Origin of the sequence: Spirillospora sp. NPDC046719, assembly GCF_040645715.1 — a bacterium.
Lineage (GTDB): Bacteria > Actinomycetota > Actinomycetes > Streptosporangiales > Streptosporangiaceae > Spirillospora.
This window is the reverse complement of record NZ_JBEYYT010000009.1, coordinates 21,060-45,298: the sequence shown is the minus strand read 5'-3', so window position 1 is coordinate 45,298 and position 24,239 is coordinate 21,060. Positions and strand designations below refer to the sequence as shown.

The 24,239-nt window shown below is 70.4% G+C and carries 27 protein-coding genes and 1 pseudogene; 17 read left to right on the top strand and 11 right to left on the bottom strand.

Annotated elements, in window-relative coordinates; genetic code table 11:
* Positions 1–24: 24 nt before the first annotated feature.
* Genes ABZ914_RS03375 through mhpA form a run of 3 tightly spaced genes read right to left on the bottom strand, consistent with a single transcriptional unit; the run spans position 25 to position 3,450 of the window.
* Positions 25–1,032, bottom strand: a complete 1,008-nt coding sequence (locus ABZ914_RS03375) for a VOC family protein (protein ID WP_500191353.1) — start codon at positions 1,030–1,032, stop codon at positions 25–27.
* The gene (locus ABZ914_RS03370; RefSeq protein WP_500191351.1) at positions 1,019–1,879 is read right to left on the bottom strand and encodes an alpha/beta fold hydrolase; all 861 of its coding nucleotides are present in this window, start codon (positions 1,877–1,879) and stop codon (positions 1,019–1,021) included. Before ABZ914_RS03370 ends, ABZ914_RS03375 begins: the two co-directional genes overlap by 14 nt.
* Complete coding sequence (gene mhpA / locus ABZ914_RS03365) at positions 1,876–3,450, bottom strand: bifunctional 3-(3-hydroxy-phenyl)propionate/3-hydroxycinnamic acid hydroxylase MhpA (RefSeq protein WP_500191350.1); 1,575 nt, start codon at positions 3,448–3,450, stop codon at positions 1,876–1,878. Before mhpA ends, ABZ914_RS03370 begins: the two co-directional genes overlap by 4 nt.
* 204 nt (positions 3,451–3,654) lie before the next feature.
* Here mhpA and ABZ914_RS03360 point away from each other — a divergent pair, with 204 nt between their 5' ends.
* From ABZ914_RS03360 to ABZ914_RS03345, 4 genes and pseudogenes are all read left to right on the top strand, one after another.
* A complete protein-coding gene (locus ABZ914_RS03360) occupies positions 3,655–4,290 on the top strand; it encodes a TetR/AcrR family transcriptional regulator (protein WP_500191348.1) in 636 nt (211 codons plus the stop codon).
* A 24-nt stretch (positions 4,291–4,314) separates the two neighbouring features.
* Complete coding sequence (locus ABZ914_RS03355) at positions 4,315–5,079, top strand: hypothetical protein (protein ID WP_500191347.1); 765 nt, start codon at positions 4,315–4,317, stop codon at positions 5,077–5,079.
* 150 nt (positions 5,080–5,229) lie between these two features.
* Positions 5,230–5,457 (top strand): annotated as a pseudogene (locus ABZ914_RS03350) (Gfo/Idh/MocA family protein); the annotation flags it as partial.
* 72 nt (positions 5,458–5,529) lie between these two features.
* Entirely contained in the window at positions 5,530–6,204 is a 675-nt protein-coding gene (locus ABZ914_RS03345) for a Gfo/Idh/MocA family protein (RefSeq protein WP_500191346.1), read from the top strand.
* A gap of 248 nt (positions 6,205–6,452) precedes the next feature.
* On the opposite strand, the gene ABZ914_RS03340 is transcribed toward ABZ914_RS03345, so the two are convergent.
* Complete coding sequence (locus ABZ914_RS03340; protein WP_500191344.1) at positions 6,453–6,590, bottom strand: hypothetical protein; 138 nt, start codon at positions 6,588–6,590, stop codon at positions 6,453–6,455.
* On the bottom strand, positions 6,572–6,760 hold the full coding sequence (locus tag ABZ914_RS03335; protein WP_500191342.1) for an NAD-dependent epimerase/dehydratase family protein: 189 nt from the start codon (positions 6,758–6,760) through the stop codon (positions 6,572–6,574). Before ABZ914_RS03335 ends, ABZ914_RS03340 begins: the two co-directional genes overlap by 19 nt.
* 352 nt (positions 6,761–7,112) lie before the next feature.
* On the opposite strand from ABZ914_RS03335, the gene ABZ914_RS03330 reads away from it, so the two are divergent.
* From ABZ914_RS03330 to ABZ914_RS03315, 4 genes are read left to right on the top strand one after another with little or no spacing between them, the layout of a single operon-like run.
* Positions 7,113–8,282 carry an acyl-CoA dehydrogenase family protein gene (locus ABZ914_RS03330; protein ID WP_500191341.1) on the top strand — a complete coding sequence of 390 codons (1,170 nt, stop codon included), beginning with the start codon at positions 7,113–7,115 and terminating at the stop codon, positions 8,280–8,282.
* Between the two features lie 23 nt (positions 8,283–8,305).
* On the top strand, positions 8,306–9,211 hold the full coding sequence (locus ABZ914_RS03325) for a VOC family protein (protein ID WP_500191340.1): 906 nt from the start codon (positions 8,306–8,308) through the stop codon (positions 9,209–9,211).
* Positions 9,147–10,043: an alpha/beta fold hydrolase gene (locus ABZ914_RS03320; RefSeq protein ID WP_500191381.1), complete on the top strand. Its 897-nt coding sequence runs from the start codon at positions 9,147–9,149 to the stop codon at positions 10,041–10,043. Before ABZ914_RS03325 ends, ABZ914_RS03320 begins: the two co-directional genes overlap by 65 nt.
* Before the next feature lie 10 nt (positions 10,044–10,053).
* Positions 10,054–10,545: a flavin reductase family protein gene (locus ABZ914_RS03315; RefSeq protein WP_500191338.1), complete on the top strand. Its 492-nt coding sequence runs from the start codon at positions 10,054–10,056 to the stop codon at positions 10,543–10,545.
* Positions 10,546–10,632: 87 nt separating this feature from the next.
* On the opposite strand, the gene ABZ914_RS03310 is transcribed toward ABZ914_RS03315, so the two are convergent.
* Together ABZ914_RS03310 and ABZ914_RS03305 are read right to left on the bottom strand one after the other, a co-directional pair.
* Positions 10,633–12,171 carry a hypothetical protein gene (locus ABZ914_RS03310; protein WP_500191336.1) on the bottom strand — a complete coding sequence of 513 codons (1,539 nt, stop codon included), beginning with the start codon at positions 12,169–12,171 and terminating at the stop codon, positions 10,633–10,635.
* A gap of 5 nt (positions 12,172–12,176) precedes the next feature.
* On the bottom strand, positions 12,177–12,539 hold the full coding sequence (locus ABZ914_RS03305) for a DedA family protein (protein ID WP_500191335.1): 363 nt from the start codon (positions 12,537–12,539) through the stop codon (positions 12,177–12,179).
* 263 nt (positions 12,540–12,802) lie between these two features.
* Here ABZ914_RS03305 and ABZ914_RS03300 point away from each other — a divergent pair, with 263 nt between their 5' ends.
* The 3 genes from ABZ914_RS03300 to ABZ914_RS03290 all read left to right on the top strand — a co-directional run bounded on the left by ABZ914_RS03300 (position 12,803) and on the right by ABZ914_RS03290 (position 15,239).
* Positions 12,803–13,213 (top strand): Chromate resistance protein ChrB, encoded by a 411-nt coding sequence (locus tag ABZ914_RS03300; protein ID WP_500191334.1) that lies wholly within the window; start codon positions 12,803–12,805, stop codon positions 13,211–13,213.
* A gap of 2 nt (positions 13,214–13,215) precedes the next feature.
* Positions 13,216–14,397 (top strand): MFS transporter, encoded by a 1,182-nt coding sequence (locus tag ABZ914_RS03295; RefSeq protein ID WP_500191380.1) that lies wholly within the window; start codon positions 13,216–13,218, stop codon positions 14,395–14,397.
* A gap of 161 nt (positions 14,398–14,558) precedes the next feature.
* A complete protein-coding gene (locus tag ABZ914_RS03290) occupies positions 14,559–15,239 on the top strand; it encodes a hypothetical protein (RefSeq protein WP_500191332.1) in 681 nt (226 codons plus the stop codon).
* Between the two features lie 139 nt (positions 15,240–15,378).
* On the opposite strand, the gene ABZ914_RS03285 is transcribed toward ABZ914_RS03290, so the two are convergent.
* Together ABZ914_RS03285 and ABZ914_RS03280 are read right to left on the bottom strand one after the other, a co-directional pair.
* Entirely contained in the window at positions 15,379–16,263 is an 885-nt protein-coding gene (locus ABZ914_RS03285; protein ID WP_500191331.1) for a M56 family metallopeptidase, read from the bottom strand.
* A gap of 110 nt (positions 16,264–16,373) precedes the next feature.
* Positions 16,374–16,853 carry a BlaI/MecI/CopY family transcriptional regulator gene (locus ABZ914_RS03280; RefSeq protein WP_500191330.1) on the bottom strand — a complete coding sequence of 160 codons (480 nt, stop codon included), beginning with the start codon at positions 16,851–16,853 and terminating at the stop codon, positions 16,374–16,376.
* A 139-nt stretch (positions 16,854–16,992) separates the two neighbouring features.
* On the opposite strand from ABZ914_RS03280, the gene ABZ914_RS03275 reads away from it, so the two are divergent.
* Entirely contained in the window at positions 16,993–17,664 is a 672-nt protein-coding gene (locus tag ABZ914_RS03275) for a phosphatase PAP2 family protein (RefSeq protein WP_500191328.1), read from the top strand.
* Positions 17,665–18,763: 1,099 nt separating this feature from the next.
* Here ABZ914_RS03275 and ABZ914_RS03270 read toward each other — a convergent pair.
* Positions 18,764–19,432: a class I SAM-dependent methyltransferase gene (locus tag ABZ914_RS03270; protein WP_500191326.1), complete on the bottom strand. Its 669-nt coding sequence runs from the start codon at positions 19,430–19,432 to the stop codon at positions 18,764–18,766.
* Positions 19,433–19,493: 61 nt separating this feature from the next.
* Here ABZ914_RS03270 and ABZ914_RS03265 point away from each other — a divergent pair, with 61 nt between their 5' ends.
* From ABZ914_RS03265 to ABZ914_RS03255, 3 genes are all read left to right on the top strand, one after another.
* Positions 19,494–20,249, top strand: a complete 756-nt coding sequence (locus tag ABZ914_RS03265) for a TetR/AcrR family transcriptional regulator (protein ID WP_500191325.1) — start codon at positions 19,494–19,496, stop codon at positions 20,247–20,249.
* Positions 20,250–20,282: 33 nt separating this feature from the next.
* Complete coding sequence (locus tag ABZ914_RS03260) at positions 20,283–21,095, top strand: alpha/beta fold hydrolase (RefSeq protein ID WP_500191324.1); 813 nt, start codon at positions 20,283–20,285, stop codon at positions 21,093–21,095.
* Positions 21,096–21,847: 752 nt separating this feature from the next.
* Positions 21,848–22,408, top strand: coding sequence for a hypothetical protein (locus ABZ914_RS03255; protein ID WP_500191323.1), 561 nt, complete (start codon positions 21,848–21,850; stop codon positions 22,406–22,408).
* A gap of 141 nt (positions 22,409–22,549) precedes the next feature.
* On the opposite strand, the gene ABZ914_RS03250 is transcribed toward ABZ914_RS03255, so the two are convergent.
* Positions 22,550–22,792 (bottom strand): recombinase family protein, encoded by a 243-nt coding sequence (locus tag ABZ914_RS03250; protein ID WP_500191378.1) that lies wholly within the window; start codon positions 22,790–22,792, stop codon positions 22,550–22,552.
* A gap of 73 nt (positions 22,793–22,865) precedes the next feature.
* Between ABZ914_RS03250 and ABZ914_RS03245 the strand changes: the two genes are divergently transcribed.
* Entirely contained in the window at positions 22,866–23,579 is a 714-nt protein-coding gene (locus ABZ914_RS03245; protein ID WP_500191321.1) for a methyltransferase domain-containing protein, read from the top strand.
* Positions 23,576–23,827: a hypothetical protein gene (locus ABZ914_RS03240; protein ID WP_500191320.1), complete on the top strand. Its 252-nt coding sequence runs from the start codon at positions 23,576–23,578 to the stop codon at positions 23,825–23,827. Before ABZ914_RS03245 ends, ABZ914_RS03240 begins: the two co-directional genes overlap by 4 nt.
* The last annotated feature ends 412 nt before the right edge of the window (positions 23,828–24,239 follow it).

Below are 24,239 nucleotides of genomic sequence, written 5' to 3'. Positions count from 1 at the left end.
TCTTTTGGTTCGGGGCCGGGCGGCTCAGTCGTCCGGGATTCCCTTCCCGCTGAGTGCCGGGACGGTCTGCTCGCGGTGGGTGATCGATGACGCGGCCTGCTTGAACTGGGCGAGCTTGCCGATCACGGTCTGCCCGACGGGCGTGTGACCCCAGATGCTGATGCCCCGGTGGGTGCTCGGCTCCCACGTGTTCTCGTCGACGAGCAGGGGATTCCAGCCGACCTCCCATTCGAAACCCGACGGCGTCACCGCGTAGTAGGAGAGCTCGCGGTCATTGGTGTGCTGCCCGACCGACAGGGCCATCCGGAAGCCGAGTTCTTTGACGCGCTCGTATGAGCGGGTCATGTCGTCGAGTTCGGCGACCTGGATGTTGAGGTGCTGGATGCGGGTCCGGATCGGGTCCAGGCGCAGGCCGCGGGTCGCGGCGATGGCGATGGAGTGGTGGCGCCGGTTGAGGCGCAGGAACCGGATCTTGAGTTTGACCCCGCTGATGGTCTCGTCGATGGAGTCGGTGAGCCGGGCGTCGAAGAGCGTGGTGTAGTAGCCGCGCAGTTGGGCGGGTCTGGTCGAGGTGAGAGCGATGTGGCCCATGCCGTCCTGGCCGGTGACGAACCCTTGGGTGTGCAGAGCCGGTGGTTCCGTCGCCAGGCGCGGGCGGGTGAAGATCTCCTGGGTGATGCCTTTGGGGCCGGGGAAGCGCCAGAGGCGTTCGACGCCGCGCATGGCGGCCTCATCGGAGGTGCCTTCGGCGAGGGGGACGCCGCGGTCGCGGACCCGCGAGAGAAGGCGTTCGAACGCGATGTGGTCGTCGATATGCCAGCCGACCGCGGTGACGTCCTCGGCCGGTCCGCGTCGCAGCAGGAACCGGCATTGATGGTCGTCCAGGCGGAACCGCATGGCGGTGGCGTCGAGGGTGTCGGCGTGCATGCCGACGGCGTCGGCGCCGAAGCGATGCCAGTCGGTGAACCTGTCGGTCTCGATGACGATGTAGCCCAAGCGCACGCTGCCGAAGAGAGACTCAGCGTCGCTCATCGAGATACTCCCGCACGGTGTCGTTGAACAGTTCGGACTGCTCCCACTGGACCCAGTGGCCGGTGTTCGACACCACCCGCAGGTCGCAGTTGGGCATGGTGGTGGCCAGCGTGAGCCCTCCGCTCGGACGGTTCACCTTGTCCGCGGCGCCCCAGATGACGAGTGTGGGCGTCGTCAGCCCGGCCAGGTGGCGGTCGCGGGTGAAATCCATGCGCCACAGCGTCCGCAGCGCGGCGGGACCGGCCGGTCGCCGCAGCGGCGGATCGGCGACCACGTCGGGGTCGATGCTCGCCTGGTAACGGGCGTCGATCACCTCGTCCGGGACAGTGGAGCCGTCGTGGACGAGATACCGGCGGATGAACGTCGCGAGCTTGTCGCGTGAGGGGCCGTTCCCGCTGTAGTAGGAGAGCAGGCTTCGCAGTCCGGGGGTGGGGAGCGCTCGGGTGGTGCCGATGCCGCCCGGGCCCATGAGGACCATCCGGTCGACGCGGTCGGGGGTGTCCAGGGCGAGCCGCAGAGCTGCGGCTCCGCCATAGGAGTTGCCGACCAGATGGGCCGATCGGAGCCCGAGTTCGTCGAGCATGCCGCGCACGGCGTCGGCGAGGTGTCCGAAGGGGTCGCTCTGGTCGATGTGCTTGTCGGAGCGACCGTAGCCGGGCAGGTCCGGGACGATGACGCGGTGGTGCTCGGCCAGGGTGTCGATGTTGCGGACGTAGTTGGACACGCCGGACGCTCCGGGGCCTCCACCGTGCAGCAGCACGACGGCCGGTCCGCTTCCGGCCTCGGCGACGAAGACGTCCTGGCCGCCGGCGCGGATGGTCTTCTCGGACAACGGCGGGGTGGTCATGAGATCTGCTCCGGAAGCGCTTGGCTCGTTGTGAGGGATAGGGGAGGCGCCGCGAGGGTGCGGTGCGCGGCTGCGGCCGTGTAGACGATGCGGTCCGGGCGCAGCACGAGCGATACGGCTCGCGCGCGCTGCGCCCACTCGGTCAATGTCCCCTCGACGTCCACGACCGCGCCCGGACGGGGAGCGGAGCCCGCGGGCAGGACCCGAAGGACGACGTCTGCGGCGGCCCGCCACGTCTCGTCCGTCGACGGAGCGAAGTGGAGCATGGACCAGCCAGGTCCAAGGACGTCGTCGAGCCGCACCCTCGACCCGGTCTCGTCCAGGACCCACGGCTGGGGAACTTTGCGCCCCGGAGCAGACGTGCCGTCCGAGGGCTGGAAGAAGCCGCTGCGGTAGCGGCAGGCCGGGATCCACGCGGCGGCCTGGAGAGCACGGTTGATCCGCTTCAGTCTCCCCAGCCCGCGGAAGGCAGGGTCGCGCACGGTGGTGATCCAGGGGCGTCGTTCGGTGATGACGCGTCCGACCAGCACCGCGCGTCTGGTGATGCTCCGCACGTGCGGGGCGCGTTCGTCCTGGTAGCTGTCCAGGACCGAATCCGGCAGCGTCCCGGAGAGGACGGCGGCCAGCTTCCAGCACAGGTTCGCGGCGTCGCGGACTCCAGCGGCCATGCCCTGGCCGATCCATGGCGGCATGACGTGCGCGGCGTCACCGGCCAGGAAGATCCGGCCGATCCGCCAGCGGTCGGCGAAGCGGACATGGTGGCTGTAGATGACCGCGCGCAGGATCGAGACGTGCTCGCCGGTGATGCCCTGCCGGCCCAGCAACCGCCAGACGGCCTCGTCGGTCACCAGTTCCTTCTCGTCCTCGCCGGACAGGATCGGGAACTCCCAGCGGTGGTGCCCCAGGGGGGTGGGGCAGTCGACCGCGGGGCGGTCCGGGTCGCAGTGGAAGCGCAGCCGGTCGTACTCGGGCCACTCCTTGACGAGCTTGGTGTCGATGACCAGCCAGCGGTCCTCGTAGGTGCGCCCCTCGAAACCGACTCCGAGCTGCCCACGGGTGGGGCTGGAGCCGCCGTCGGCCGCGATGACGTAGGACGCGCGCAGTCGCGTTAGCCGATCCTTCCCCGGCGGAGCGATCAGCAGCTCGACGCCTTGGTCGTCCTGGCGCACCCGTAGGCACTCGTGTTCCAGCAGCACCTCCACGTTCGGATACCGCTCGACGCCCTCGCGCAGCGTCCGCTCCAGCGCCGGTTGGTAGATGAACATCTGCGGTGGATGCCCCTGGCCGCGCGGCGTGGGAACGGCGCTGATGAACGACCGGCCGTCGGCGTCGACGAAGTCGATCGGCTTGTCAGGCAGCATGTCGCGCTTCAACCGCTCGGCGAGCCCGGCCTGCTGCCAGACGCGCATCACCTCCTCGTCGGTGGAGATCGCCCTCGCGCGGCCGTAGACCGAAGCGTCGCGCTCCACGACCACGGCGGAGACGCCCAGCGCGCCGAGCAGGTTCGCGGCCGTCACGCCGGTGGGGCCGTAGCCGATCACGGCCACGTCGTATTGCGGGACTTCAGACACGTCGGTGCGCCTCTCCGGAACGATTGGTACAGTCAGGAACGATTGGTCCAGAGAGTAGGTGGCCTCGAAGGAGACGTCAACAACGGGCCGAGGGGCCTCTCGGTCTCCCGGACGCCCGCCGGCCGTCCGGTCCAGGTGCGGCGGGCTGAGAGACTGGGGGAAGGATCGATGCCCTGAGCGGAGGGCGGGTCGGAAAGGACGCGGATGGGCCCCAAGACCGAGCGGCGCCAGCAGCACGGCGAGCAGTCCCGGCAGCGCATCCTCGACGCGACCGTGGAGATCGCCGCCGAGCGCGGCTATGAGGGAACCAGCATCGCTCTGGTCAGCGAGCGGTCCGGACTGCCGCGCAGCTCGATCTACTGGCACTTCCGCGACAAGGACGACCTGCTCGCGGCGGTGATGGAGCGCAGCTACCACCTCTGGCGCGAGCGGCTGCTCAAAGCCGAGTCGGCGGGCACGCCCGGGCTGGACCGCGCCGGCCGGTTGCGCGAGATGACCGCCGCCGTCGCCGACAGCCTCCTCGATCAGCCCGAGTTCCTGCGGCTGGGCATGATGCTCACGCTGGAGCGGCGTCCCGTCGAGGCCAAGGCCCGCCAGCTGTTCATCGACATCCGCACCGAGGTCATGACGTTCGCCGTCCAGCGGTTCCAGGACATGCTCGCCGACGTTCCGGCAGCCGGGCGAGCGAGCGTCGCGGGGAAACTCGCCGCGTTCACGCTCGCCGCCGCCGACGGGCTTTTCCTGGCTTACCAGCTCGACCCGGACACCTTCGATCTGCGAGGCCAGTTCGAGGTGCTCGCCATCACGATCGACGCCGCCTGGGATCGACTGACCGCCTGAGGCGCCCGCTCGGCCAGGGCCTCGATGCGCTCGGCGCTGCTGGAGTACGGGCACACGTACGCCCAAGACATGAAGGCGTGCATCGAGCTGGAGCACACCACTTGGAAGATCAACGAAGGCAGCTCCGGATACGGCCCGTCCAACGCGGACGTCGGCGTCGCCCCGTTCTACTACCCGTGGACGGTCACGCTCGGCCTCAAGAACAGCTCCGGGACGGTGGTCAAAACCTGGGACACCTCCTGGGACCTGCGGACCGTCATGCCGCTGAAGATCCGGGCGTTCCCTGACTGGGGCGTCGGCTCCGACCCGACCTATCGCGACTTCGGCTACCCGCAGTACTTCCAGCCCGACGTCGGCCTCACCGGCGTCGCGAACGGTGACTACCAGCTCGTCATGCGGGTGAAGAACCCGCTGGAGGCGGTGAGCGCCAACGCCAAGAAGCTGCGGTTCGCCAACGCCGCCCAGAACGCCGACGGCTGGCTCGGCCTCGGCGCCATGACCGTCGGGGCCGGCTCGCCGTCCGCCGCGGTCGAGGCCGAGGACCCGGGCAACACCCTCGTGGGCGGGGCCGCCGTCGCGTCCTGCACCGGATGTTCGGGCGGTTCGAAGGTCGGCTACATCGGCAACGGCACCGCGACCACGGTCGCCTTCCCGGCCACCGGAGGCTGGGACACCGTCGCGACCACCACCGTGCCGGTCACCCTGACCGGCGGCGACAACACGATCACCATCGCCGGCCCTGACGGTTGGGCCCCCGACATCGACAAGATCACGATCACCTCGGGCTGAACCCCGCCGGCCGCCCCGGGCCGGTACCGGCCCGGGGGCCCGTAGTGAGGAGCGCCATGACCGACGACCTGCGCCTCGGCGTGATCGGAGCCGGCGGGCAGCGCGGCGCGCTCGCCGCCCCCCGCCCATCGCCCCGGCCGGGGATCGCGCATCACCGCCGTATGCGACACCGACCTCGCTCGGCTGCCCGAAAGCGCCCGGCGGCTCGGCGCGGACGACGCCGTCCTCATCACCGACCACCGCCGTCTCCTGGAACGCGACGACGTCGACGCCGTACTGATCGCCACCCCCGACGACACGCACGCCGCGATCGCCATCGACGCCCTGCACGCGGGCAAGGCCGTCTACCTGGAAAAACCCCTCGCCATCACCATCGATGACTGCGACGAGATACTGCGCGTCGCCGCGAAAACCGGGACGCGCCTGTACCTCGGCCACAACATGCGGCACATGGGCGTCGTCCGGCTGATGCGCGACATCATCCGCCGCGGCGACATCGGCGAGCCCAAGACGGTGTGGGTGCGGCACTTCGTGGGACGCGGCGGCCAGTACTACTTCAAGGACTGGCACGCCGAACGCCGCCGCACAACCGGGCTGCTCGTGCAGAAGGCCGCCCACGACATCGACGTCGTCCACTGGCTGGCGGGCGGGTACACCGAGCGCGTGAACGCCCTCGGCGACCTCGTGGTCTACGGCTCGTTGCCCCGCCGCTCCGCCGGTGAGCCCCCCTCCGAAGGCTGGCTTACCGCCTCGCCCTGGCCGCCCGCCTCCTCCACCGGTTTCCATCACCACATCGATGTCGAAGACGTCTCCGTCATGAACATGCGATTGGACAACGGAGTCATCGCCGCCTACCAGCAATGCCATTTCAGCCCCGATTACTGGCGCAACTACACCGTCATCGGCACTCACGGACGTCTGGAGAACTTCGGCGACGAGGAGGGCGCCGTCGTCAAGGTATGGAACAGCCGCCAGTCCGGCTATCGGCACGACCCGACATCACCTACACCGTCCCACCGGCCACGGGAGAGCACGGCGGAGCCGACGGCGCGACTATCGAGGAGTTCCTTCGCTTCGCGCGCAGCGGCGGGCCCACCGACACCTCACCCGTCGCCGCCCGAATGAGCGTCGCCACCGCCTACCTGGCCACCCTCTCGCTCCGCGAGAACGGCACGCCCCACACCGTCCCCCGCCTGGACCCCGACCTGACCGCCTACTTCACCAACCACCAAACCCCACCCTCTAGCAGCAGCCAAAGTGCGCCAATGCGCGGATAGGAAAGGATTTCTTGGAGGGGCGAACTTTTGTGCGCTTCCGGGACATCCTGATGCGCGTGGCGGGCCACTGGTTCGAGGGAAAGCGGGTCGGATTGATCACGTAGTGCGGGGCCAACTTCGCGAGGGCGGGGCCGCCGACTCCATCAACGCCTCCTCGGCGCGCAGCTGCGTGCGCAGGTAGCCGATCGGGACGCGGTCCGCGCCGATCATCGAGATCAGGACGACGTGGCGCACGCCCGCGCGCGCGGCGGCCCGGGCGAGGTTGCGGGTCGCCTCGTCGTCTCCCTTGGCGCGTGCGGGCGGCGGCTGAGCACCCGGACGTCGCGCCCGGCGTCCCGCAGCAGGGGTAGGACGTGCCCGCCGAGGGTGCCGGTGCCGCCGGTGAGCAGGATCTGCGCGCTCATGTCGTCCTCCTAGGCCGTTCTCATTGCGATCGACCAGTCAATCCGCTCACCGCCTGTCAACAACGCTCGTGGTCATCGCAGCTAGACCGCCCGTTGGCCGCCGAATCGCCGCGGGGCGGAGGCGGTCTGGCGCGGGAATGCGGCTTGGTTCGGCTGCGGGCTTCGCGGTTGCGGTGGCTGACCGCAGGTCCAGGCGCACTACGAGCCACTGAGTCCCGCATGAACCCACCAGGTGCGAAGAGGATTCACCGCTTCCGTTGACGTGTTGCTCGGTGGCCGCTTACTCTCTGGACCAATCGTTCCGGACTGGACCGATCGTTCCGCAGTTCCGGGTGGCCGAGGAGGGCACAGGATGACGGTGGTGGAGACGGCGCGGCGGCTCGCGCCGGAGCTGGCGGCGGCCGTGGACGAGGGGGACCGGCTGCGCCGGCTGCCGGACGCGACCTGGAAGCTGCTGGTCGATTCCGGGTTGGTGCGGGCGTTGCAGCCGGCGCGGTGGGGCGGCGGCGAGGTGCCGCTGGTCGAGTTCATGGACGCGGTGGTCGAGGTGTCGCGGGCCAACCCGTCGGCGGGCTGGGTGATGGGCGTGATGGGCGTGCATCCCTGGCAGCTCGCGCTGTTCGACGAGCGTGCGCAGCAGGAGATGTGGGGCGAGGACCCGACGCGGATCCACTCCTCGTCGTACATGCCGACCGGCAAGGCGACGCGCGTGGACGGCGGGTACCGGCTGGAGGGCCGCTGGTCGTTCTCCTCGGGCTGCGACCACGGCGACGGCGTGAATCTCGGCGCGATCGTCGACGTTCTCGATTTCGGTGAGGGCGTGAAGATCCCGGACTACCGGTCGCTGCTGGTGCTGCCCGGCGAGTACGAGATCGACGACAACTGGCACACGGCCGGGCTGCGCGGCACCGGCTCCAAGGACATCGTGGTGCGAGGAGTCTTCGTCCCGGATCACCGGGTGCAGTCGCATCTGGACTACGCGGCCTGGAACCCGCTGCCGGGGCAGGAGCGCAACAGCGGCCCGCTGTACCGGCTGTCGTGGTCGGCCGTGTTCAACCTGGTGCTGGCCGCGTCGGTGTTCGGCATGGCACGGGGCTTCCTGGACGCCTGGACCGAGGTGACCGCCGCCCGGGTCGTCCCGCCGAAGGTCGCGCAGCGCGACGACCCGCTGACCCAGATCCGGCTGGCCGAAGCCGAATGGACGTGGGACGCGGCGGTCTCGAAGCTGCGCCGGGCCGTGACGGAGATGCAGGCCATGGCCGAGCGGGGCGAGCACCCGTCCGACGACTACCTGGCGCGGATCCGCTGGGACGCCAACCACGGCTGCGAGGTGGTCGGCGCCGCGGTGCACGGCCTGTATCACGCGACCACGGGACGCACCGCCTACACCGATCATCCGCTGCACCGGCTCTTCCAGGACGTCCAGACGGCGCTGGGCCACGCCTACCTGACGCCCGAAGGGCACGCGCGCAACTACGCCGGCCACCTGCTGGGCGCTAGCCCGCAGGTCCCGACCGCCTGACCTCCCGAACAGGAGCGCCCACGATGATCCAGGCATTGAGCTACATCGGCTTCACCTCCCCGGCCGGCAAGGAATGGGAGACGTTCGGCCCGGAGATCCTCGGCACCGGGCTCGCCGAACCGGGCCCGGACGGCGCCGTGCGGCTGCGGGTCGACGACGCCGCGCACCGCATCAGCGTCCACCCCGGCGACCACGACGACCTGGCCTACCTCGGCTGGGCCGTCGACGGCCCGCGCGCCCTGGCCGAGGCGGCCGACCGCCTCGCCGGCGAGGGCGTCACCGTCGAGCGGGGCGACGCCGGCCTTGCCGCCGAACGCGCGGTGGTCGAGCTGGCGTGGTTCGAGGACCCGTTCGGGTTCCGGCACGAGCTGAGCTGGGGGCAGCGGACCGTCCCCGCGTCGTTCCGTCCCGGCCGTCCGATGTCGGGATTCGTCACCGGAGCGCAGGGCCTCGGGCACGCGGTCCTGGTCGTGCCGAGCCTGGCCGACGCCGAGGCGTTCTACTGCGAGGTGATGGGCTTCCGCCTGTCCGACCAGATCAACGGCCAGGGCATGACGATCCGCTTCTACCGCTGCAACACCCGGCACCACTCGCTGGCGCTGGCCGAGGTGCCCGGCGTCGTGGGCTACCACCATCTGATGCTGGAGACGGCGTCGCTGGACGACGTCGGCACCGCCTACGACGAGGTCCTCCAACGTGGGATCCCTTTGGCGATGACGCTGGGGCGGCACGTCAACGACCTGATGACCTCGTTCTACGTCCGCACCCCGTCCGGATTCGAGATCGAGTACGGCCACGGCGGGCTCCAGGTCGGCGACACCACCGCGGCCCCGCGCTCCTACGGCTCCTTCAGCATCTGGGGTCATCACCCGCCCGCCGAGCCGCTGCTGCCCGGCATCGTCCGACCCTTCCCCGGAGACGACCAGTGACGATCACGACTGCGGACGTTCGCGTCGGCGACCACCACTTCCGCGTCCACGAGACCGGCGACCCGTCCCGCGAGGCGGTGCTCTGGCTGCACGGCTCCGGCCCCGGCGCCACCGCGCTGTCCAACTGGGAGCGCGTCATCGGCGACAGTCCGGCGACCTGCACAACATCGCGCCCGACATCATCGGGTTCGGCGACTCCAGCCACCCCGACCCGGTCCCGCCCACCGCCGCCGACTTCACGCGGTTGCGCATCGACACCCTCATCGGGTTGCTGGACGAACTCGGCGTCCAGCGCGCCCACCTGGTCGGGAACTCCATGGGCGGCATCATCGGCCTCGGCATGGCCCTCCAGCACCCCGACCGGATCGGGCGGATCGTGCTGATGGGCAGCGGCGGCGCCCCCGTCCCGCCCACCGAGGACCTGCTCAAGCTCGTCACCTACTACGACGACCCCACCGCCGAGGCCCTCGCCGACCTCATGCGCGCGATGACCCACGACCCGTCCGTCCTGGGCGATAGCCTGGAGAAGATCGCCGAGAGCCGGATGGAACGCATCCAGCGCCCCGAGGTCCGCCGCTCCCACCTGGCGACCTTTGCCCACAACCTGCCCGGACTCTACGAGCCCGAGCGGCTCGCCACGCTGCGGAACCCGGTCCTGGTCGTCCACGGACGCGAGGACAAGATCATGCCCCTGGCGGCCGGGCACTACTTCGCCGAGCACATCCCCGACGCGCAGCTGTACGTCATGCCCAACGCCGGCCACTGGGCGCAGATCGAGCAGCCCGAACGGTTCGCGTACGTCGTCGGCGCGTTCCTCACCGGACGGATCTAGGAGAGCGACCGTGCACGCGGCAGACAAGGAGGCGGCCCAGCGCTCGTTCCGCGACGTGCTGGGCCGCTTCACCACCGGCGTCGTCCTGGTCACCGCCCGGACCGCCGGCGGCCCGGCCGGGATGGCGGCCAACTCCTTCACCTCGGTGTCCCTCGACCCGCCCCTGATCGCCCTGTGCGCCGCCCGCACCTCCACCACCTGGCCGTCCATCCGCGCCACCGGAGCCTTCGCCGTCACCATCCTCGGCGACGACCATGAAGACGTCTGCCGCACCTTCGCCGCCCGCGGCACCGACAGGTTCGCCGGACGCACCTGGACGCAGAGCCCGGCGGGCCATCCGCTGCTGCCCGACGGCCTCGGCTGGCTCGACTGCGAGATCGACACCGTGCACCCCGCGGGCGACCACGAACTCGTCATCGCCCGCGCCACCTGCTGGTCCGCGGCCCAGGACCGCGGCCCGCTCATCTTCCACTCCGGCCGCTACACCCGGCTGGCCTCCTGACCACCGCCCCAGACACTCGACGGCCAGCCGCCCCGGCCCAAGGCGTCCCCACCGCTTCGGGTTCGCCGGTGGCGGCGGGCGCTGCGATCACCAGGTCTCGCGCTGCGTCGATGCGCTCGTCTCTGCGATGCGGTCCGGCCTTACGTCCGGGTCACGACGGTCGGTCGCACCGGACGAGGCGGGTTCGCCGGTCTGGCGTCGCGGGATGAAGGCGAGCCCGGCGGCGAGGGCGGCCAGCGGGACTGCGGGCAGGACGTACCGGTAGTCGAAGTCGGCGGTGGCGGCCGGTACGACCAGTAGCGCGATCGACAGCAGCAGCGGCAGGAGCGCGCGCCGTCGCGGTCGGCGGCCCGGGACGATGCCCGCGGCCGCTGCCAGCAGCATCGCGCCGAGCAACGTGCCGGGTAGGTGGATCCACCGCTGGTAGGCACGTGCCCAGTCCGCGTACGGCCGCACGACGCGTACGTCTCCTCCTGCACGCGCGTACGACCTGGCGGCGCTCCGCTCCTGGGCGGTCAATGGACGTTCTTTCGCGGGGAACCGGTACTCCTGGAAGGTGAACGGCCGGGGATACGGTGTTCGCCGCCAAGCGAACGCCCGCAGGGTGTCGCGTGCGACGACCCGCGCATAGCCGAGCGGCTGGGCTTCGATGGCCGCGACCGCGAACCGGCCTGCCAGAGCGTCGCCTCCGACTCTTCCTCCGCGGATGTGATCAAAGGGTGTCTTCGGCCCCCACAGTGCCCAGTAGGCGCCCGAGACGTTCTTGGGGTGCCTGCGCGGACACAGCTTTTGCAGGGCCGGCTTCGGCTTGATGACGGAGCAGTCGGCGAAGTCCATCGTCCGCCCGTACAGGAACACGCCGCTGGTGCCGGTGATCGCGTACTTTCCGTGGGCCGAGTGGTACCACAGCGTGTACCCGCCGATTGGCAGGAGGCACCCGGCCGCGAGCGCGATGGCCGGAACGACCGCCGCCCGGATGCCGTGACGCCGCAGGAACAGCCACGCGATGACGACCGCGAGCAAGGGCAGCCCGACCGATCGGGTGATGGAGGCCAAGCCCAGAGCCAGGCCGGCCGCGGCCCCCATCGACCAGGTGACGTGCGGTTGCCACAGCAAGATCACGACCGCGGCGACCACCAGGAAGGCGAAGAGCGTGTCCGAGAGCAGCAGGTGCTCCAGTTCGATCTGGTAGGCGTCGAACAGGACCGGTACCGCCACCGCCGTACCGATCAGTCCAGGCAGCCATGCCCGTCGCGGCCAGGCGGCTCGCCCGTACCGCCAGACCAGCGCGTACACGCCGATCCCGATCGCCACCCCCATCACATGCTGGACGAGAACGACGCCGAGGAGGCTTCGCAGATGCTTGAGCGCCTCCAGCATCAGCGGGTAGCCGCTCGGCCTGGTGGTGTCGGGCGCCATCCGGACTGCGCTCCGTAGATACGGCACCGAGTCCCCGAACCACAGCGCGTCCGGATATCCGAGCATCGCCAGCGTGCGTGGGACCAGAGCCGCCAGTACCGCCCCGGCCATCAGGCCGTGCTCGCGTAGGAAGGCTCTCCCAGAGATGGTCTCCTGAAGGTGCTCGGTATTGGCTCGCATGGCACCGCGCCTGTAGATGATCTTCATCCGGGTCAGTCCCGGGTCGGCTCAAGGGCCGTTCGGGCACGCGGCCCTTCCAGGGCCGGCGGCAGCAGCGAGCCCACGACGAAGGTGCGTGCGGGCACCTGGGCCATCCCGGCCAGCGGATTGAGTACTGTGCGCACGGCCGGGATGAAACGGGCCAGCACGGTCGCCTTGCCATGGCCGTAACATCCCGGCAGCGTCTCGGCCCGTTCCGCTCCTTGCCGCAGGCGCCGGTTGCGGCTGTGGCTCAGCAGAACGCGGCCCGCTCGGTGGCCGGTCAGGTAGCCGGTCTGCGCGCCGAGCGGGGCGCCGGCCGCTGCTGCGGCGAGCACACCGGGCGGCGCGTCCAGCGGATCGAGGGCCAAGGGCACCTGTGGTCCTTCCTGCCTGCCCGGTCCGTGGAACCGCGTTCCTCGGGCCGTCCTCGGGTACGAGGTGCATGGCGCAGTCGGAGGTCACAACAGCATTCACCGTCGTACAGAAGTTCTACAAGACAGTAGAAGACGATGTCCGGGAACGCCAAACCCTGACGTGTGGCCGTCGAGCGTCTCGATGGCCGGCCGACCGCGATCATTGGGTGCCGACGGCGTCTTGGCCGTCTCCCGGGACGATGTAACAGCTGCTACATTCCCCGATGTGTCAGCCGAACCGCTACTCGAGCCGTGGGTGGCGCTGCTGGTACGGCTGCCTGCCGGACCATCGCGGCACCGGGTGGCCGTGTGGCGGGAACTGCGCCGGATCGGAGCGCTGTCGCTGGGACCGCACCGCCGACTGGACGGAGTTCCTCGACGACTGCGACAAGTACGAAGCCGAACTCGCCAAGGAGATCCGCACCGCCAAGTTCACCCTGGCGAAGCTGGAAGAGGAAGAGCGGAGCTTGGAGCGGCTGCGCCGCTGGCACCGTGACCTGACCGCACGGGACGTCTTCGGCTCGCCGCAGGCGTCCCAGGCCGCTGAGCGCCTCAAGCAGTGCGCCGCGGCCTGCGAAGACTACGCCGAGCGGGTGTTTGCCGTGCTTCACCAGAGCCCAGAGGGGGGCGGTTGACCGTGCCGTCCCCGGCGGCGGTGGGGCGCAGCGCACCGCGGCGCGCTATGTGGCCTCTATATGCCGCCGGGTTCACCACCGCCTTCGGGGCGCACGGGATCGCGGCCAGTCTCGGTGGCCGTTCAGCGGATGCGGTCACCTCGCTGATGGTGCTGGGCGGGCTGCTGGCCCTGTACGACGGTGCGGAAGTGCTACTCAAACCGCTGTTCGGCTCCTTGGCCGACCGCGTAGGCGCCCGTCCGGTGCTGGTAGGCGGACTGGTGGCGTTCGCGAGCGCTTCGACTCTCTATGCCGTCGCCGACAGCCCGGGGTGGTTGTGGGCGGCTCGCCTGGGCCAGGGGGCGGCCGCGTCGGCATTCTCGCCGGCCGCCTCCGCAATGGTCGCCCGGCTCAACCCGGCGGCCAAGCACGGCCGGGCTTTCGGTTCCTACGGCTTCTACAAATCGATCGGCTACACGCTGGGGCCCCTGCTGGGCGGGGCGCTGGTGTGGTTCGGGGACCTGCGCTTGTTGTTCGTGGTCCTGGCGGTGCTCGGCGCGGGAGTCGCCGCCTGGGCGGCGCTGGCCGTCCCGGCCGTGCCGCCGCTGCCCCGGGCGCGTCAGACGGTGCTCGATCTGGCTCGACGCCTGGCCGACCCGAGGTTCCTGGCACCGACCGCGGCACTGGCCGCGGCGACCGCCGCGCTGTCGGCCGGTGTGGGGTTCCTGCCCGTCTCGGGGCGCCACGCCGGGCTGGGCACCGTGGCCACCGGCGCCGCCGTGTCGGTGCTGGCGGCGTGTGCGGCCCTGGTCCAGCCGCGAGCCGGACGCGCCCTGGACTCGGGGCGCCTCACCGCCCGCGGCGGCATCACCGCAGGGCTGCTGGTCGCCGCGGTGGGACTCGTCTGCGCCATGGTTCCCGGCCTGGTCGGCGTGCTGTGCGGTGCCGCACTGATCGGCGCCGGAACCGGGCTGATCACCCCGCTGGGCTTCGCCGCCCTGGCCGCCGCCACCCCCGGCGAACGCATCGGCCAGACGATGGGGGCGGCCGAGTTGGGCCGTGAGTTTGGCGATGCGGGCGGTCCGCTCTTGGTCGCGGCCGTCGCCACCCTGGCCGGTCTGCCCTACGGCTACCTGGCCCTCGGCATCCTTTTGGCGGCCGGCGCCATCGGCGCGCTCAGCCGCCGCGGGACCGCCGCACCGTGAGCGAAGGCCGGATCCACGTGATCCGGCGGTCGCCGACGCGGCGGCGGGCACTGCCTCCGGGGCATCCGGCCTTGAAGTAGCATCTACTCGGCTGTAGATCTTCTATTTGCGGGTAGAAGTGCGGGCGACGAAGCGTCGATGGGCCGCGGAGGACACGGAGGATGGTGCTGACGACGATCACGGCCATTGCCTTGCCTGCCTCAGCCGCAAGGAGCACCGATGGGGCTCTTGGAGATTCCGCAGGCGGTTTCATGCCCGATGCGCCGTGGGTGCGTGATCTGCTTCGCGCCTATGGCACTTACGGGGTGCTGCTGTTCGTCGTGTTGTTGGTGATCGGGTGGTGGCTGGCGCGCCGCAGTGGTGACCCCGCTCAGCTGTCGGCGGTCGTGTGGACACCGATCGGAACTCTGGCGGCGCTGGGGCTGGTCAGGCCTTTCCTACAGGTGGCCGGCGAATCGCGCACCGGCCACGGAACGCACATGCTGGTGCTGGCACATCAGGCGGCAGCGCCCTCTTTCCCATCCGACCACGCCACCATGGCCGGCGCGCTCGCCACGGGGCTCCTGCTGATCCACCGGCGGCTGGGCTCGCTGGCCTGTGCGGCCGCTCTGGTCATGGTCATGGCAGGGGTGTACGTCGCCGCGTATCCGGTCTACGCGGTGCTGATCGGGGTCGTGCTCGGATCGATGTGCGTGCTGATCGGCTACTTCCTGTTCGATGACCTGCTGGTCCGCCTTCTGGAGCGCCTTGGTGAGAGCCCGCTGCGGTCGTGGGTGCGCGCGCGTCACAACGCAGCCGCCCACGGCGATGCCGGCGGTCCGGTGGGTGAGCAGCGCTCGTGATCGGCGGTGTGAACCGGACGACCCTCGGCCCGCCGATGTGGGCGGCTGGTCACCGTTCGAGCCGGCCGGGTGCGCCGCCGCATCGATCCTGGGAGTGGCGAGGGCCTACCGCTTTTCTGGTGGCCCGGCGGTCAGTGGGTCATCTGCTGTGATGGGCGGCGGCGAGCAGGGCGTGCAGGTCGTTGGCCGACTCCACGCTGCACGCCCCGGCCACGATCAGTACCGCCACGGCCACCGGCACGAGTACCAGCAGCGGCATCGCGGGGCCGTCAGGCGGCGGGGCGAGCAGTGCGGCGACCCGTTTCGGCAGCGGACCGGCCGTCCTGAGCGGATCGGTCCGGCGCCGCCACGGACCGACCACGCCCAGCGCGGCCCGCCGCAGGGCGGTGGCCGGGCCGTGGACCCTAGAGCCGGTCGTGGTGGCCAGCGCGGCCGTGCCGACCGCTTCGGCGGTCAGCCGGCGGTCGCCGCAGGCCCGGGCCGCGTCCTCGTCGGCCCACCGCTCGATGGTAAACGCCACCGCGGTGGCCGCCGGTCGCAGCAGCGGGTTGAGGGTGGCGGCGAACTGGACGGCGGCGGCGAACAGATAATGGTGGCACCGCAGGTGCGAGCGTTCGTGTTCCAGTAGTGCCTGCTGCTGCTCAGCGGACAGAGCGTCCAGCATCCCGGTCGACACCACGATCCGGCCGGGGACGCGGCCCGGCAGGCCTGGCAGCGCGAACGCGTCAGGTGACGGGTCGTCGACCACCACCAGCTCGCCGCCACCTGGCAGGCAGGCGGCCTCCCGCGCCGAGAGCAGCATGGTGCGCACGCACCGCCACAGCGTCCGCAGCCCGGCCCCGACCGCCACCGTCAGCAGCACACCCGCCATACCAGCGACCGGCCGCGCGGTGGGATCGGCGTCAGCGACCATGTCCACCGAAAGGTGCGCCAGCCACGCCACCGCCGGGACCTGTGCCACGGCCGTCGCCGACAGCAAGGCCAGCGCCAGGCTCCCGGCCGCCGCCAGCACCACTGCCGACACCGTCAACAGCCAGGTCGCCAGGCGCGGAGGCAGACGCTCACCCAGCGGCCGAGCGCCCAGGGTGACCGCGAGCGGCACAGCAGCGGCAGGTACACCACGATCCGCATAGATCACTCCCGCTCCGGTAGCTCGGACGAGCCGTCCTGCGGCAGTGCCTGCAGCAGGGTGCGCAGCAGCGCCGCGTCGCCCTCGGCGAGCTCCCCGACGAAACTCGTGAGAACCTGAGCGCGATCCGGGCCGTCGGCGAGCACCTGATGCATGCGGCGTGCCGTCAGCCCGGAAGGATCGGCGGCGGGCCGGTAGGCGAACGCACGCCCTACTGCGACCCGGGTCAGTACCCGCTTGTCGTGCAGCCGCGCGAGCGTCGTCACGATGGTGGAATACGCCAGGTCTTCGCCGAGCAGCCGCTTCACCTGCCCGGCCGTCAACGCCTCCGGCGCCCGCTGGAGCACCTCCAGCACCTCCGCCTCCAGGACACCGCTGGCACGCCGCCGCCTTCCCGGCCGCCCTGCCGGTTCCTCGCACTGGTCATGCTGCTGCCGGGAGGAGTCCGTGACGTCACCGCCCGCACCGCCCACGTCCGCGTTCACGGTTTGTCCACCACCCGTTCACCCTCTACAGTCTGGAACGGCTTCTACAAGCGAATAGAAGTCGCTGGTTTGAGTGTGTCACGCCCCGCACCGGTGCGCACCGCGAACCCGCGCCACGCACGAGGGGGCGTTTCACCTGATGGCAGCACTGACAGCGACAGTACCGGCAACGACCGTTCCGCTTCACACGCTCGACGGAGGGACTCTGGCCGGCCTCGACGGGCCATCGATCGACGGCGCGCAGTTCCGCGGCGTCACCGCTTTCGCCCAGCACACCACCTGGCTACAACCGGTCATGAAGCTCTACACCACCGCCGGCCTCGCCGCACTGTGCGCGCTGGCGCTCCTGGCCTGGTGGAGCGCACGGCACCGCGACGACCGTGCCGCGATGACCGCGATCGCCTGGACCGGGATCGGCACCCTGCTCTGCATCGGAACGGGGTTGATCCTCAAGCAGGTCTTCGCCGAGTCGAGGCCCTGCCTGGCCATCCACACCACGACTGTCCAGCCCTGCCCCGGCCCCTCCGACTACTCTTTCCCCTCCGACCACACCGTCGTCGCCGTTGCGCTGGCGGCGGGAATCTGGCTCGCGCACCGGCGGCTGGGCGTCCTCGCCGCCGCTCTCGCCGCGATCGAGGGATTCTCCCGCGTCTACCTCGGCCAGCACTACCCGCACGACGTTCTCGCCGCCGCGGTGCTCAGCGTCCTCATCATCGCCGCCGGTTGGCTGATGGTCCGCAGGCCCTTGGCCGCACTGCTGCGCGCGCTGGCCCGCACTCCGCTCCGCCCGCTGATCGCCCGTACCGGCTGATCCTCCGTCCCGGCTGCACAGCGGGGCGGACGAGGGCGGCCCGGGCTCGGCAGGCGGGGCGCTACGGGGCGTCTGCGCGGACAGCGCGGCCAGCAACTCAGTCGGGGAGCGCCTCGCGAACTCCAGACACACGCTCCAGACCGGTTCGCCCCAGCACCGCGGCAACCCGGGGACCGTGCTGGGCCGTGATCTTGCGGAGTCGTCAGCGGTAGCCGGCCTTGCGCTTCATCGTGTCCTCCCCTGCGGCCCGGCCCGCCGAGGGAGCCAGGGCGGCGTTGACCGTGGTGTCCATGGCGTTGCAGGGTGCGGATGCGAAAGTCCGACGACACTCAGGTGTGGATCGAGGTCGCTGAGGCATGCTCGTGACCGGCCCGCTTGCTGGACGAACACAGTCCCAGCCGTTCTCGATCCTCCAGGGTTTGGCGCTGGCATTCATGGGGGCGGTTTCACGATCGGCGGTCGCAGGTTTCACGGTTCGGGATTACTGGGTCTTACTTCTGGTGACGCTGCTGGCAGTGACCTGCCGACCGTGCCAAATTAAGGCCCCGGCGTGAGAGCGGTCCGGTGAGGTGGAGTCGCTCTGTTGATGGTCGGCCGGGTGTATCAGGACGCACCGTCGACACTGCGGCAGGCGAGGCGAGCAGGCGGCACCCGCTGCGCCTGTTAGGTCCATCTCGAGTGCTGGGGTGACGTTCGTAGGGGGTTGTGGCGCTGGTGTAGGTGAAGGCCATGAAACCCCGTCGTGGCCTTGCTTCAGGCGGCCCAGCGGACTGCGGTGGCCTGTGGCACCGCCCCACCCCCGTCGCCCCCGAATGGGGGTGGGGCCCCACAGCTTCGATGCGTCCACTCGGCCACAGAGGCGGGGAGTTGCTGTGCAACCTGGTCCGGGCCGTGTCCGGGCCGTCCGCCCGGCCGCGGTCGTCGAGTTCGGCATGTCCCGTGGTGATGACGTGTCCGGTGCCGTTGTCCCGCACGGCCGCGGCTAGGTACAGCGCGGAGATCCCGAAGGCCGACCTGGCGCGCATGAAGCCGACCGGTGTCCGCCCGCAACTACGGCAGGGCCCGTGGCTTCGGGCGAACACCGGCCGGCTGACGCTTCCTAGGCGCTGCGGCGCAGCGTGAACCAGAAGGTCGGCACCGAGTTGGTGCCCGGTGTGACGTCGAGTAGTTCCCAGCCGGTGAACCTGGCGCGGAGCTCGTCGGCTGTGACGCCCGCCGCCCACGAGGTGACCTCGGGGAGGGGATTGCCGAGCGGCTCCGGGCCGTACCCGAACATCAGCAACCGTGCTCCGGGCGCTGCGCGGTGGGTGAGCCCGGCGGCGTAGGCATCGCGGCGGTGCAGCGGGACCCCGCAGTAGCAGCTCAGGTCGAAGAACAGGTCGAAGGGGCCCGGCACGTCCAGCTCGTCGAGGCGGGTGGCGTCTCCGTGCAGGAGACGTACCGCCGCTCCCGCCGCCGCGGCCTTCTTTCTGGCTTCATCGACGGCTCGGTCGATGAAGTCGACGGCCGTCACCTCCCAGCCGTGCCGTGCGAGGTAGGTGGCGTTGGTCCCCGTGCCGCAGCCGAGTTCCAGGGCGCGGCCGGGCGGCAGCGCGCTGTGCCCTTCCACCACGGCGATCAGCTCGGGCGGCGTCACGCCGGTGTCCCACGGTGGCTTGCCGGCGCGGTAGAAGCGCTCCAGCGCGCGGTGGACGGACTCCTCCTCAGGGTCTCGCTGCGTTGAGGGTCGGTCCCGTTCGGGCTTCTGGGTGGCGTTGGGATGGGCCATCGTCTCCTCCAAGAACCTAGAGTTGAACTCTAGTGACGTGCTCTAGAGATATACTCGCAACGTGGATCGAGTCAAGCGACCGGACAAGAGGGCCGAGCGCTCACGCCGCACCCGTGAAAAGGTCGTCGAGGCGGCTCGCGAGCTGTTCATCGCGCAGGGGTACGGGGCGACGAGCCTGCAGGAGGTCGCGGACCGGGCGGGCGTGGCCGTTCAGACGGTCTACTTCGTCTTCGGCAACAAGCGCACGCTGTTCAAGGACGTCGTCGACTCGGCCATCGCCGGTGACACCGAACCGGTGGCCACCATGGACCGGGAATGGTTCCGTGCCGCATGCGCCGCGCCCACCGCAGCCGACCAACTGCGCGCGCACGTCCGCGGTAGCAGCGAGATCCTGGACCGGGTGGCCCCGATCATGCCGCTGATCGCGGCTGCCGCGGCCACCGATCCGCAGATCGCCGCGCAGTGGCCCGACGGCCCCGATCCGCGCTACACCGTGCAGCACGCCGCGGCCCAGTCGCTGGCTAGCAAGCCCGGAGCCCGCCCCGACGTCTCCGTCGAGACGGCCGCTGACCTGCTGTTCGGGCTGCTCAGCCCGCAGCTGTACCTGCTGTTCGTCCACGACCGCAACTGGTCGCGAAAAGAGTGGGAAGAGTGGGCCTACGCCACTTTGACCGCCCAGCTCTGTACTGCCCCTCCGGCAGGTCCGGGTTGCTCGGAGAACCGTGACCAGGACGACCATGCTCCCGAACCCCGTGATTCCTCGCCCGGCTCCGCCGCCGCCAGAACACCCGGCGCAGTGCCTCACATGCCGGGCTGAACCCCGCCCGCTCGGTCCGGGCCCGAACGCCGCATGACCCGGACGCCGGCGGGTGGGGTGGAGCGCACGGTCGTCAGTGACGGGGTCCGCTTGGTGGTTCACGACTTCGGGGGGTCTGGTGCTCCGGTTGTGCTGCTCCATGGGCTGGCCGGTCATTCCGGTGAGTGGGATGCCACGGTCGAGTGGATGAGGGAGCAGTACCGCGTCGTGGCCGTCGACCAGCGCGGGCATGGGGCGAGTGAACGTCGCCCGGCGGATGTGTCCCGGGCTGCCTACGTCGGGGACGTGGTCACCGTCGTCGGTGAACTCGGGCTGGAGAACGCGATCCTGGTCGGCCAATCCTTGGGCGGACATACGGCGATGCTCGTGGCGGCTGCGCACCCCGATTTGGTCCGGGCGCTCGTGCTGGTCGAGGCAGGGCCCGGTGACCCCAGTCCGGACACTCCGGGTGAAATCGAGAACTGGCTGGCGTCCTGGCCCGTGCCGTTCGCATCACGGGCCGCAGCGGCTGAGTTCTTTGGAGGCGGCCCCGCTGGCGCTGGTTGGGCGGCTGGCCTGGAGGAACGCAAGGACGGGTGGTGGCCCCGATTCGAGCCCGAGCTTATGGTGGCATCCGTGCTGGAGCTGTCCCAGCGATCTTTCTGGGAAGAGTGGCATCAGGTGCGATGCCCAACGCTGGTGGTGCTGGCCGAGGCCGGGATCTTCTCCTCCGAGCAAGCGCGTGAGATGACGCGCTCGCGGCCCGGCACCGTCATGACGAACGTGCCCGGAGCGGGCCACGACGTGCACCTGGAGAACCCGGAGATGGTGCGGGCCGCGATCACAGATTTCTTGGGGGCGTTGTGAGCGCGGAATCGGCGGTCGGACCGCGAGAAACGCTCGCGCTTGCCGATGGCTTCAAGAACCTGTATGTGACCGGTGAGGGGCGGGAACGGCGACTGCCCTGGGAGTGGCTTCCCCGATCTGGTGGAGGAGCTGCCCAACGCCCGCGTTCGTCATCGCAACCCCGACGGGACCCGTGGACCCGTGGCCCTGTTCGAAGAAAGGCAGGTGACGGGGATGGTCGTCACAGGAGCTGCTGCGGCCGTCGCACTACTGGTAACTGCGCTCTTCGGTGAATGATTTCTACTTAGCGGGCAATGATTCTCATCCACTGAGTCGACTGTCGAACTCAGCGGATAACGTTCTCCCGCCCCTACGGCGGCGGGGGAGAAACAGGGCCCCTCGGCAGGTCGTTGACGTCGGTGGTGCGGCGCTCGGCCTCGGCAAGGTCGATGCCGCCGCCGGTAACCGGTGACTTGGGGGCTATTCGAGTCGCGCACTATCCCTCGAAGGAGAAAGCTCGCCCCCAACTCGTGCGGGCCATGGTCGCCGGGATCGCGTCCGGCCTCGGCCCGGATCACCGCCACGCTCGTCCACGCGAACGGTCCCAGTCCGGCGGGCGTCGGTGCCTCTTCCAGGCGGCGTGCCCAGCCGCTACGTGGGCACGCCCTGCTCATCAGCCAGGGGCCTTTTCCAAGAGGCTCAAGTCCGAAGACGCCGCGACCTTTGGGTCCCCTCTCCTGTGCCAGGGTCATACGCATGACTCTGGATCAGAGATGGGTTGCGGTCCTGTCGGCCGGCATCGGGCTGGTCGGGGCGTTGGGGGCTCGCTGCTGGGGGCCAGGGCCGCGATCAAGGGCGCCCGTTACGCTGCCGCGCTGACGGCGGACGCCGCACGGCAGCAGGTCACCGCCCAGGCAGAGATCGAACACCGGCACTGGGTACGGCAGGAGCGGCAGAAGGCGTACCGGGAAGTATTGGATGCGTATGCCGAACTGTCTCCCGTGATCTGGAAATTCCACGAATCCTTGATCGGCGGCTGGGCCCCGACGAGTGATGATCTGCTCGACCTGGACGCCGAGTTCGGCGCGCTCTACGGCGCGTGCACCAGACTGGCACTGCTCGGACCCCAAGAAGCGACAGCGGCCGGGGAGGTTCTGCGGCGAGCACTGCAAGACGTGGAGGCCGCCTTTCAGCGGTTCGAGGAACCCGGCCCTGCCGGCGAGGACCGCGATCGGCTTCTCACGGTCATGCGCGCGTCCGTCGTCACTCTCCGGACCAGGTACCTCGAATTCATGAAGGAAAGCCAACGGATCCTGCTGTCAGGCGCCGACTGACCGCGTTCTGCGAGACCCCGCTCTACCTGATCTCCGCGGCTCGCTAGCGCTTCCCGTGCGTGGTCGGGTCGGTCTGCCTGGCGATCGCCAGCGCATGGTAGGCGGTGGACCGGCCGATCTGTGGCCTGCGGGCGGCCTTGGTCACCGACACTCCCTCGTCCACCAGGTCGTGCAGCATGTCCAGCTCGGCCGGCCCAGCACGTGGGGGCGGCCGATGCGCTGCTTGCCCGGCAGCATCCGGCCTTCGGCCTCGCGGCGCTGCGCGGTGGCGATGCCCTCGCCCTGCCGTTCAGCGCGCAACTCCAGTTCGTACTCGGCGGCCGCGGCCAGGACCGCGAACATGAACCGGCTCTCCTTGGCGTCCAAGTCGAAGTTCTCGGTCAGGCTGGATGACGGCGCCGAACCGCCGCGATCAACCGCCGGTGATCACCCCGTGCAGCGACCTACACGGCCGACGATGAGCACCGACACCGTCAACCCCGACAGCGCCCGCGCCCACCTGGTCAACCACCTCACCGAGGCCGGTGACCTGCGCACACCCGCCATCCAGGCCGCGCTCCGGACCGTGCCCCGGCACCTGTTCGTGCCAAGCGTCCCGCTCGCGGACGCCTACGCCGACCGGGTCCTGGTCACCAGACGCGACGTCGACGGGACGGCGCTCAGCTCAGCGAGCCAGCCCAGCATCGTCGCGAACATGCTGGAGCAGGCTCAGCCCTCGCCCGGCGCGCGAGTCCTGGAGATCGGCGCGGGCACCGGCTACAACGCCGCGCTGCTGCGCCACCTGGTCGGCCCGGACGGGCACGTCACCACGATCGACGTGCTCGCCGACGTCGCCGATGACGCCCGCCGCAACCTCACCGCCGCCGGATACGACGACGTCGACGCGCTCACCGGCGACGGCGCGGCCGGCGCCCCCGACGCCGCCCCCTTCGACCTGATCGTGGTCACGACCGGAGCGTGGGACATCCCCGCCGCCTGGTGGGCGCAGTTCGCCCCGACCGGACGCATCGTGGTGCCGCTGCGCTGGCGCGGCCTCACCCAATCCCTCGCCCTGGACCACGCCCCCGCCCAGGCCGACCGGCCCGCGCACCTCACCAGCCGCTCGATGTACCTGTGCGGCTTCATCCCGATGTCGGGCGCCTCCGACGGCGGGACCAGTCCACCGACGTGATCTGGCTGCGCATGTCCACAGCCGAGCCCGGCACCTGCCGCATCAACGCGCCCACCGCCGCGGTCGACAGCGGCCTCGTCACGCCGGCCACCCGCATCAACCCCGCCGTCGCCGAGGGCGACTCGGAACCCCTGCCCGTGGCCCGTCTCCGGCCCCTCGCTGCGCCGCCGCAGCCGCGCGGCTATCCGGCCGCGCCGGCATGCTGCGGCCGGATCCGGGTGGGCGGTTGCGTGAACCACGCGACGTGAACGGGACGTCTGAGCGGCAGGGGCGAGATTGCGCCGGGCGGCGCAGCAGGCGAGCCGGGCGTCCCCGCCAGCGGTTCGGCAGCACAGCAGGAATAGGCCGCCGGGCTGTGGAAGATCCGGTACGCGTTGACCGTCGCGAGCATCACCGCAGCGACCGGACTTGTCGTGGCCATGACTGCCGTGCTGGCGGTGCTGGAGGGTGGCGACGGACCTCCGTCTCACCTGCGCCGATGAGGAAGGCGGCGATTGCCCACCTGATGAGGTGCGACTGGCCGTCCACTCTCCCGTGGTCTGGAGAATCCGACAGGGGCCGGATGAGGGGCTCTAGAGCATAGGCGACGGCGGCGCGGAATCTGGCCGAGAGGCCGGCGGCCTGCTTTCCCGGGATCCCGATACCGCCGCCGAATACTTC

What these genes read in the sequence shown, in the direction of transcription:
- ABZ914_RS03330 (WP_500191341.1), top strand. Translation starts at nt 7,113, where the DNA reads ATGACGGTGGTGGAGACGGCGCGGCGGCTCGCGCCGGAGCTGGCGGCG.
- ABZ914_RS03275 (WP_500191328.1), top strand. Translation starts at nt 16,993, where the DNA reads ATGGCAGCACTGACAGCGACAGTACCGGCAACGACCGTTCCGCTTCAC.
- ABZ914_RS03255 (WP_500191323.1), top strand. Translation starts at nt 21,848, where the DNA reads ATGGGTTGCGGTCCTGTCGGCCGGCATCGGGCTGGTCGGGGCGTTGGG.
- ABZ914_RS03355 (WP_500191347.1), top strand. Translation starts at nt 4,315, where the DNA reads ATGCGCTCGGCGCTGCTGGAGTACGGGCACACGTACGCCCAAGACATG.
- ABZ914_RS03300 (WP_500191334.1), top strand. Translation starts at nt 12,803, where the DNA reads ATGTGTCAGCCGAACCGCTACTCGAGCCGTGGGTGGCGCTGCTGGTAC.
- ABZ914_RS03325 (WP_500191340.1), top strand. Translation starts at nt 8,306, where the DNA reads ATGATCCAGGCATTGAGCTACATCGGCTTCACCTCCCCGGCCGGCAAG.
- ABZ914_RS03375 (WP_500191353.1), bottom strand. Translation starts at nt 1,032, where the DNA reads ATGAGCGACGCTGAGTCTCTCTTCGGCAGCGTGCGCTTGGGCTACATC.
- ABZ914_RS03270 (WP_500191326.1), bottom strand. Translation starts at nt 19,432, where the DNA reads ATGGCCCATCCCAACGCCACCCAGAAGCCCGAACGGGACCGACCCTCA.
- ABZ914_RS03360 (WP_500191348.1), top strand. Translation starts at nt 3,655, where the DNA reads ATGGGCCCCAAGACCGAGCGGCGCCAGCAGCACGGCGAGCAGTCCCGG.
- ABZ914_RS03245 (WP_500191321.1), top strand. Translation starts at nt 22,866, where the DNA reads ATGAGCACCGACACCGTCAACCCCGACAGCGCCCGCGCCCACCTGGTC.
- ABZ914_RS03345 (WP_500191346.1), top strand. Translation starts at nt 5,530, where the DNA reads ATGGGCGTCGTCCGGCTGATGCGCGACATCATCCGCCGCGGCGACATC.
- ABZ914_RS03290 (WP_500191332.1), top strand. Translation starts at nt 14,559, where the DNA reads ATGGTGCTGACGACGATCACGGCCATTGCCTTGCCTGCCTCAGCCGCA.
- ABZ914_RS03370 (WP_500191351.1), bottom strand. Translation starts at nt 1,879, where the DNA reads ATGACCACCCCGCCGTTGTCCGAGAAGACCATCCGCGCCGGCGGCCAG.
- ABZ914_RS03310 (WP_500191336.1), bottom strand. Translation starts at nt 12,171, where the DNA reads ATGAAGATCATCTACAGGCGCGGTGCCATGCGAGCCAATACCGAGCAC.
- ABZ914_RS03335 (WP_500191342.1), bottom strand. Translation starts at nt 6,760, where the DNA reads ATGAGCGCGCAGATCCTGCTCACCGGCGGCACCGGCACCCTCGGCGGG.
- ABZ914_RS03260 (WP_500191324.1), top strand. Translation starts at nt 20,283, where the DNA reads ATGACCCGGACGCCGGCGGGTGGGGTGGAGCGCACGGTCGTCAGTGAC.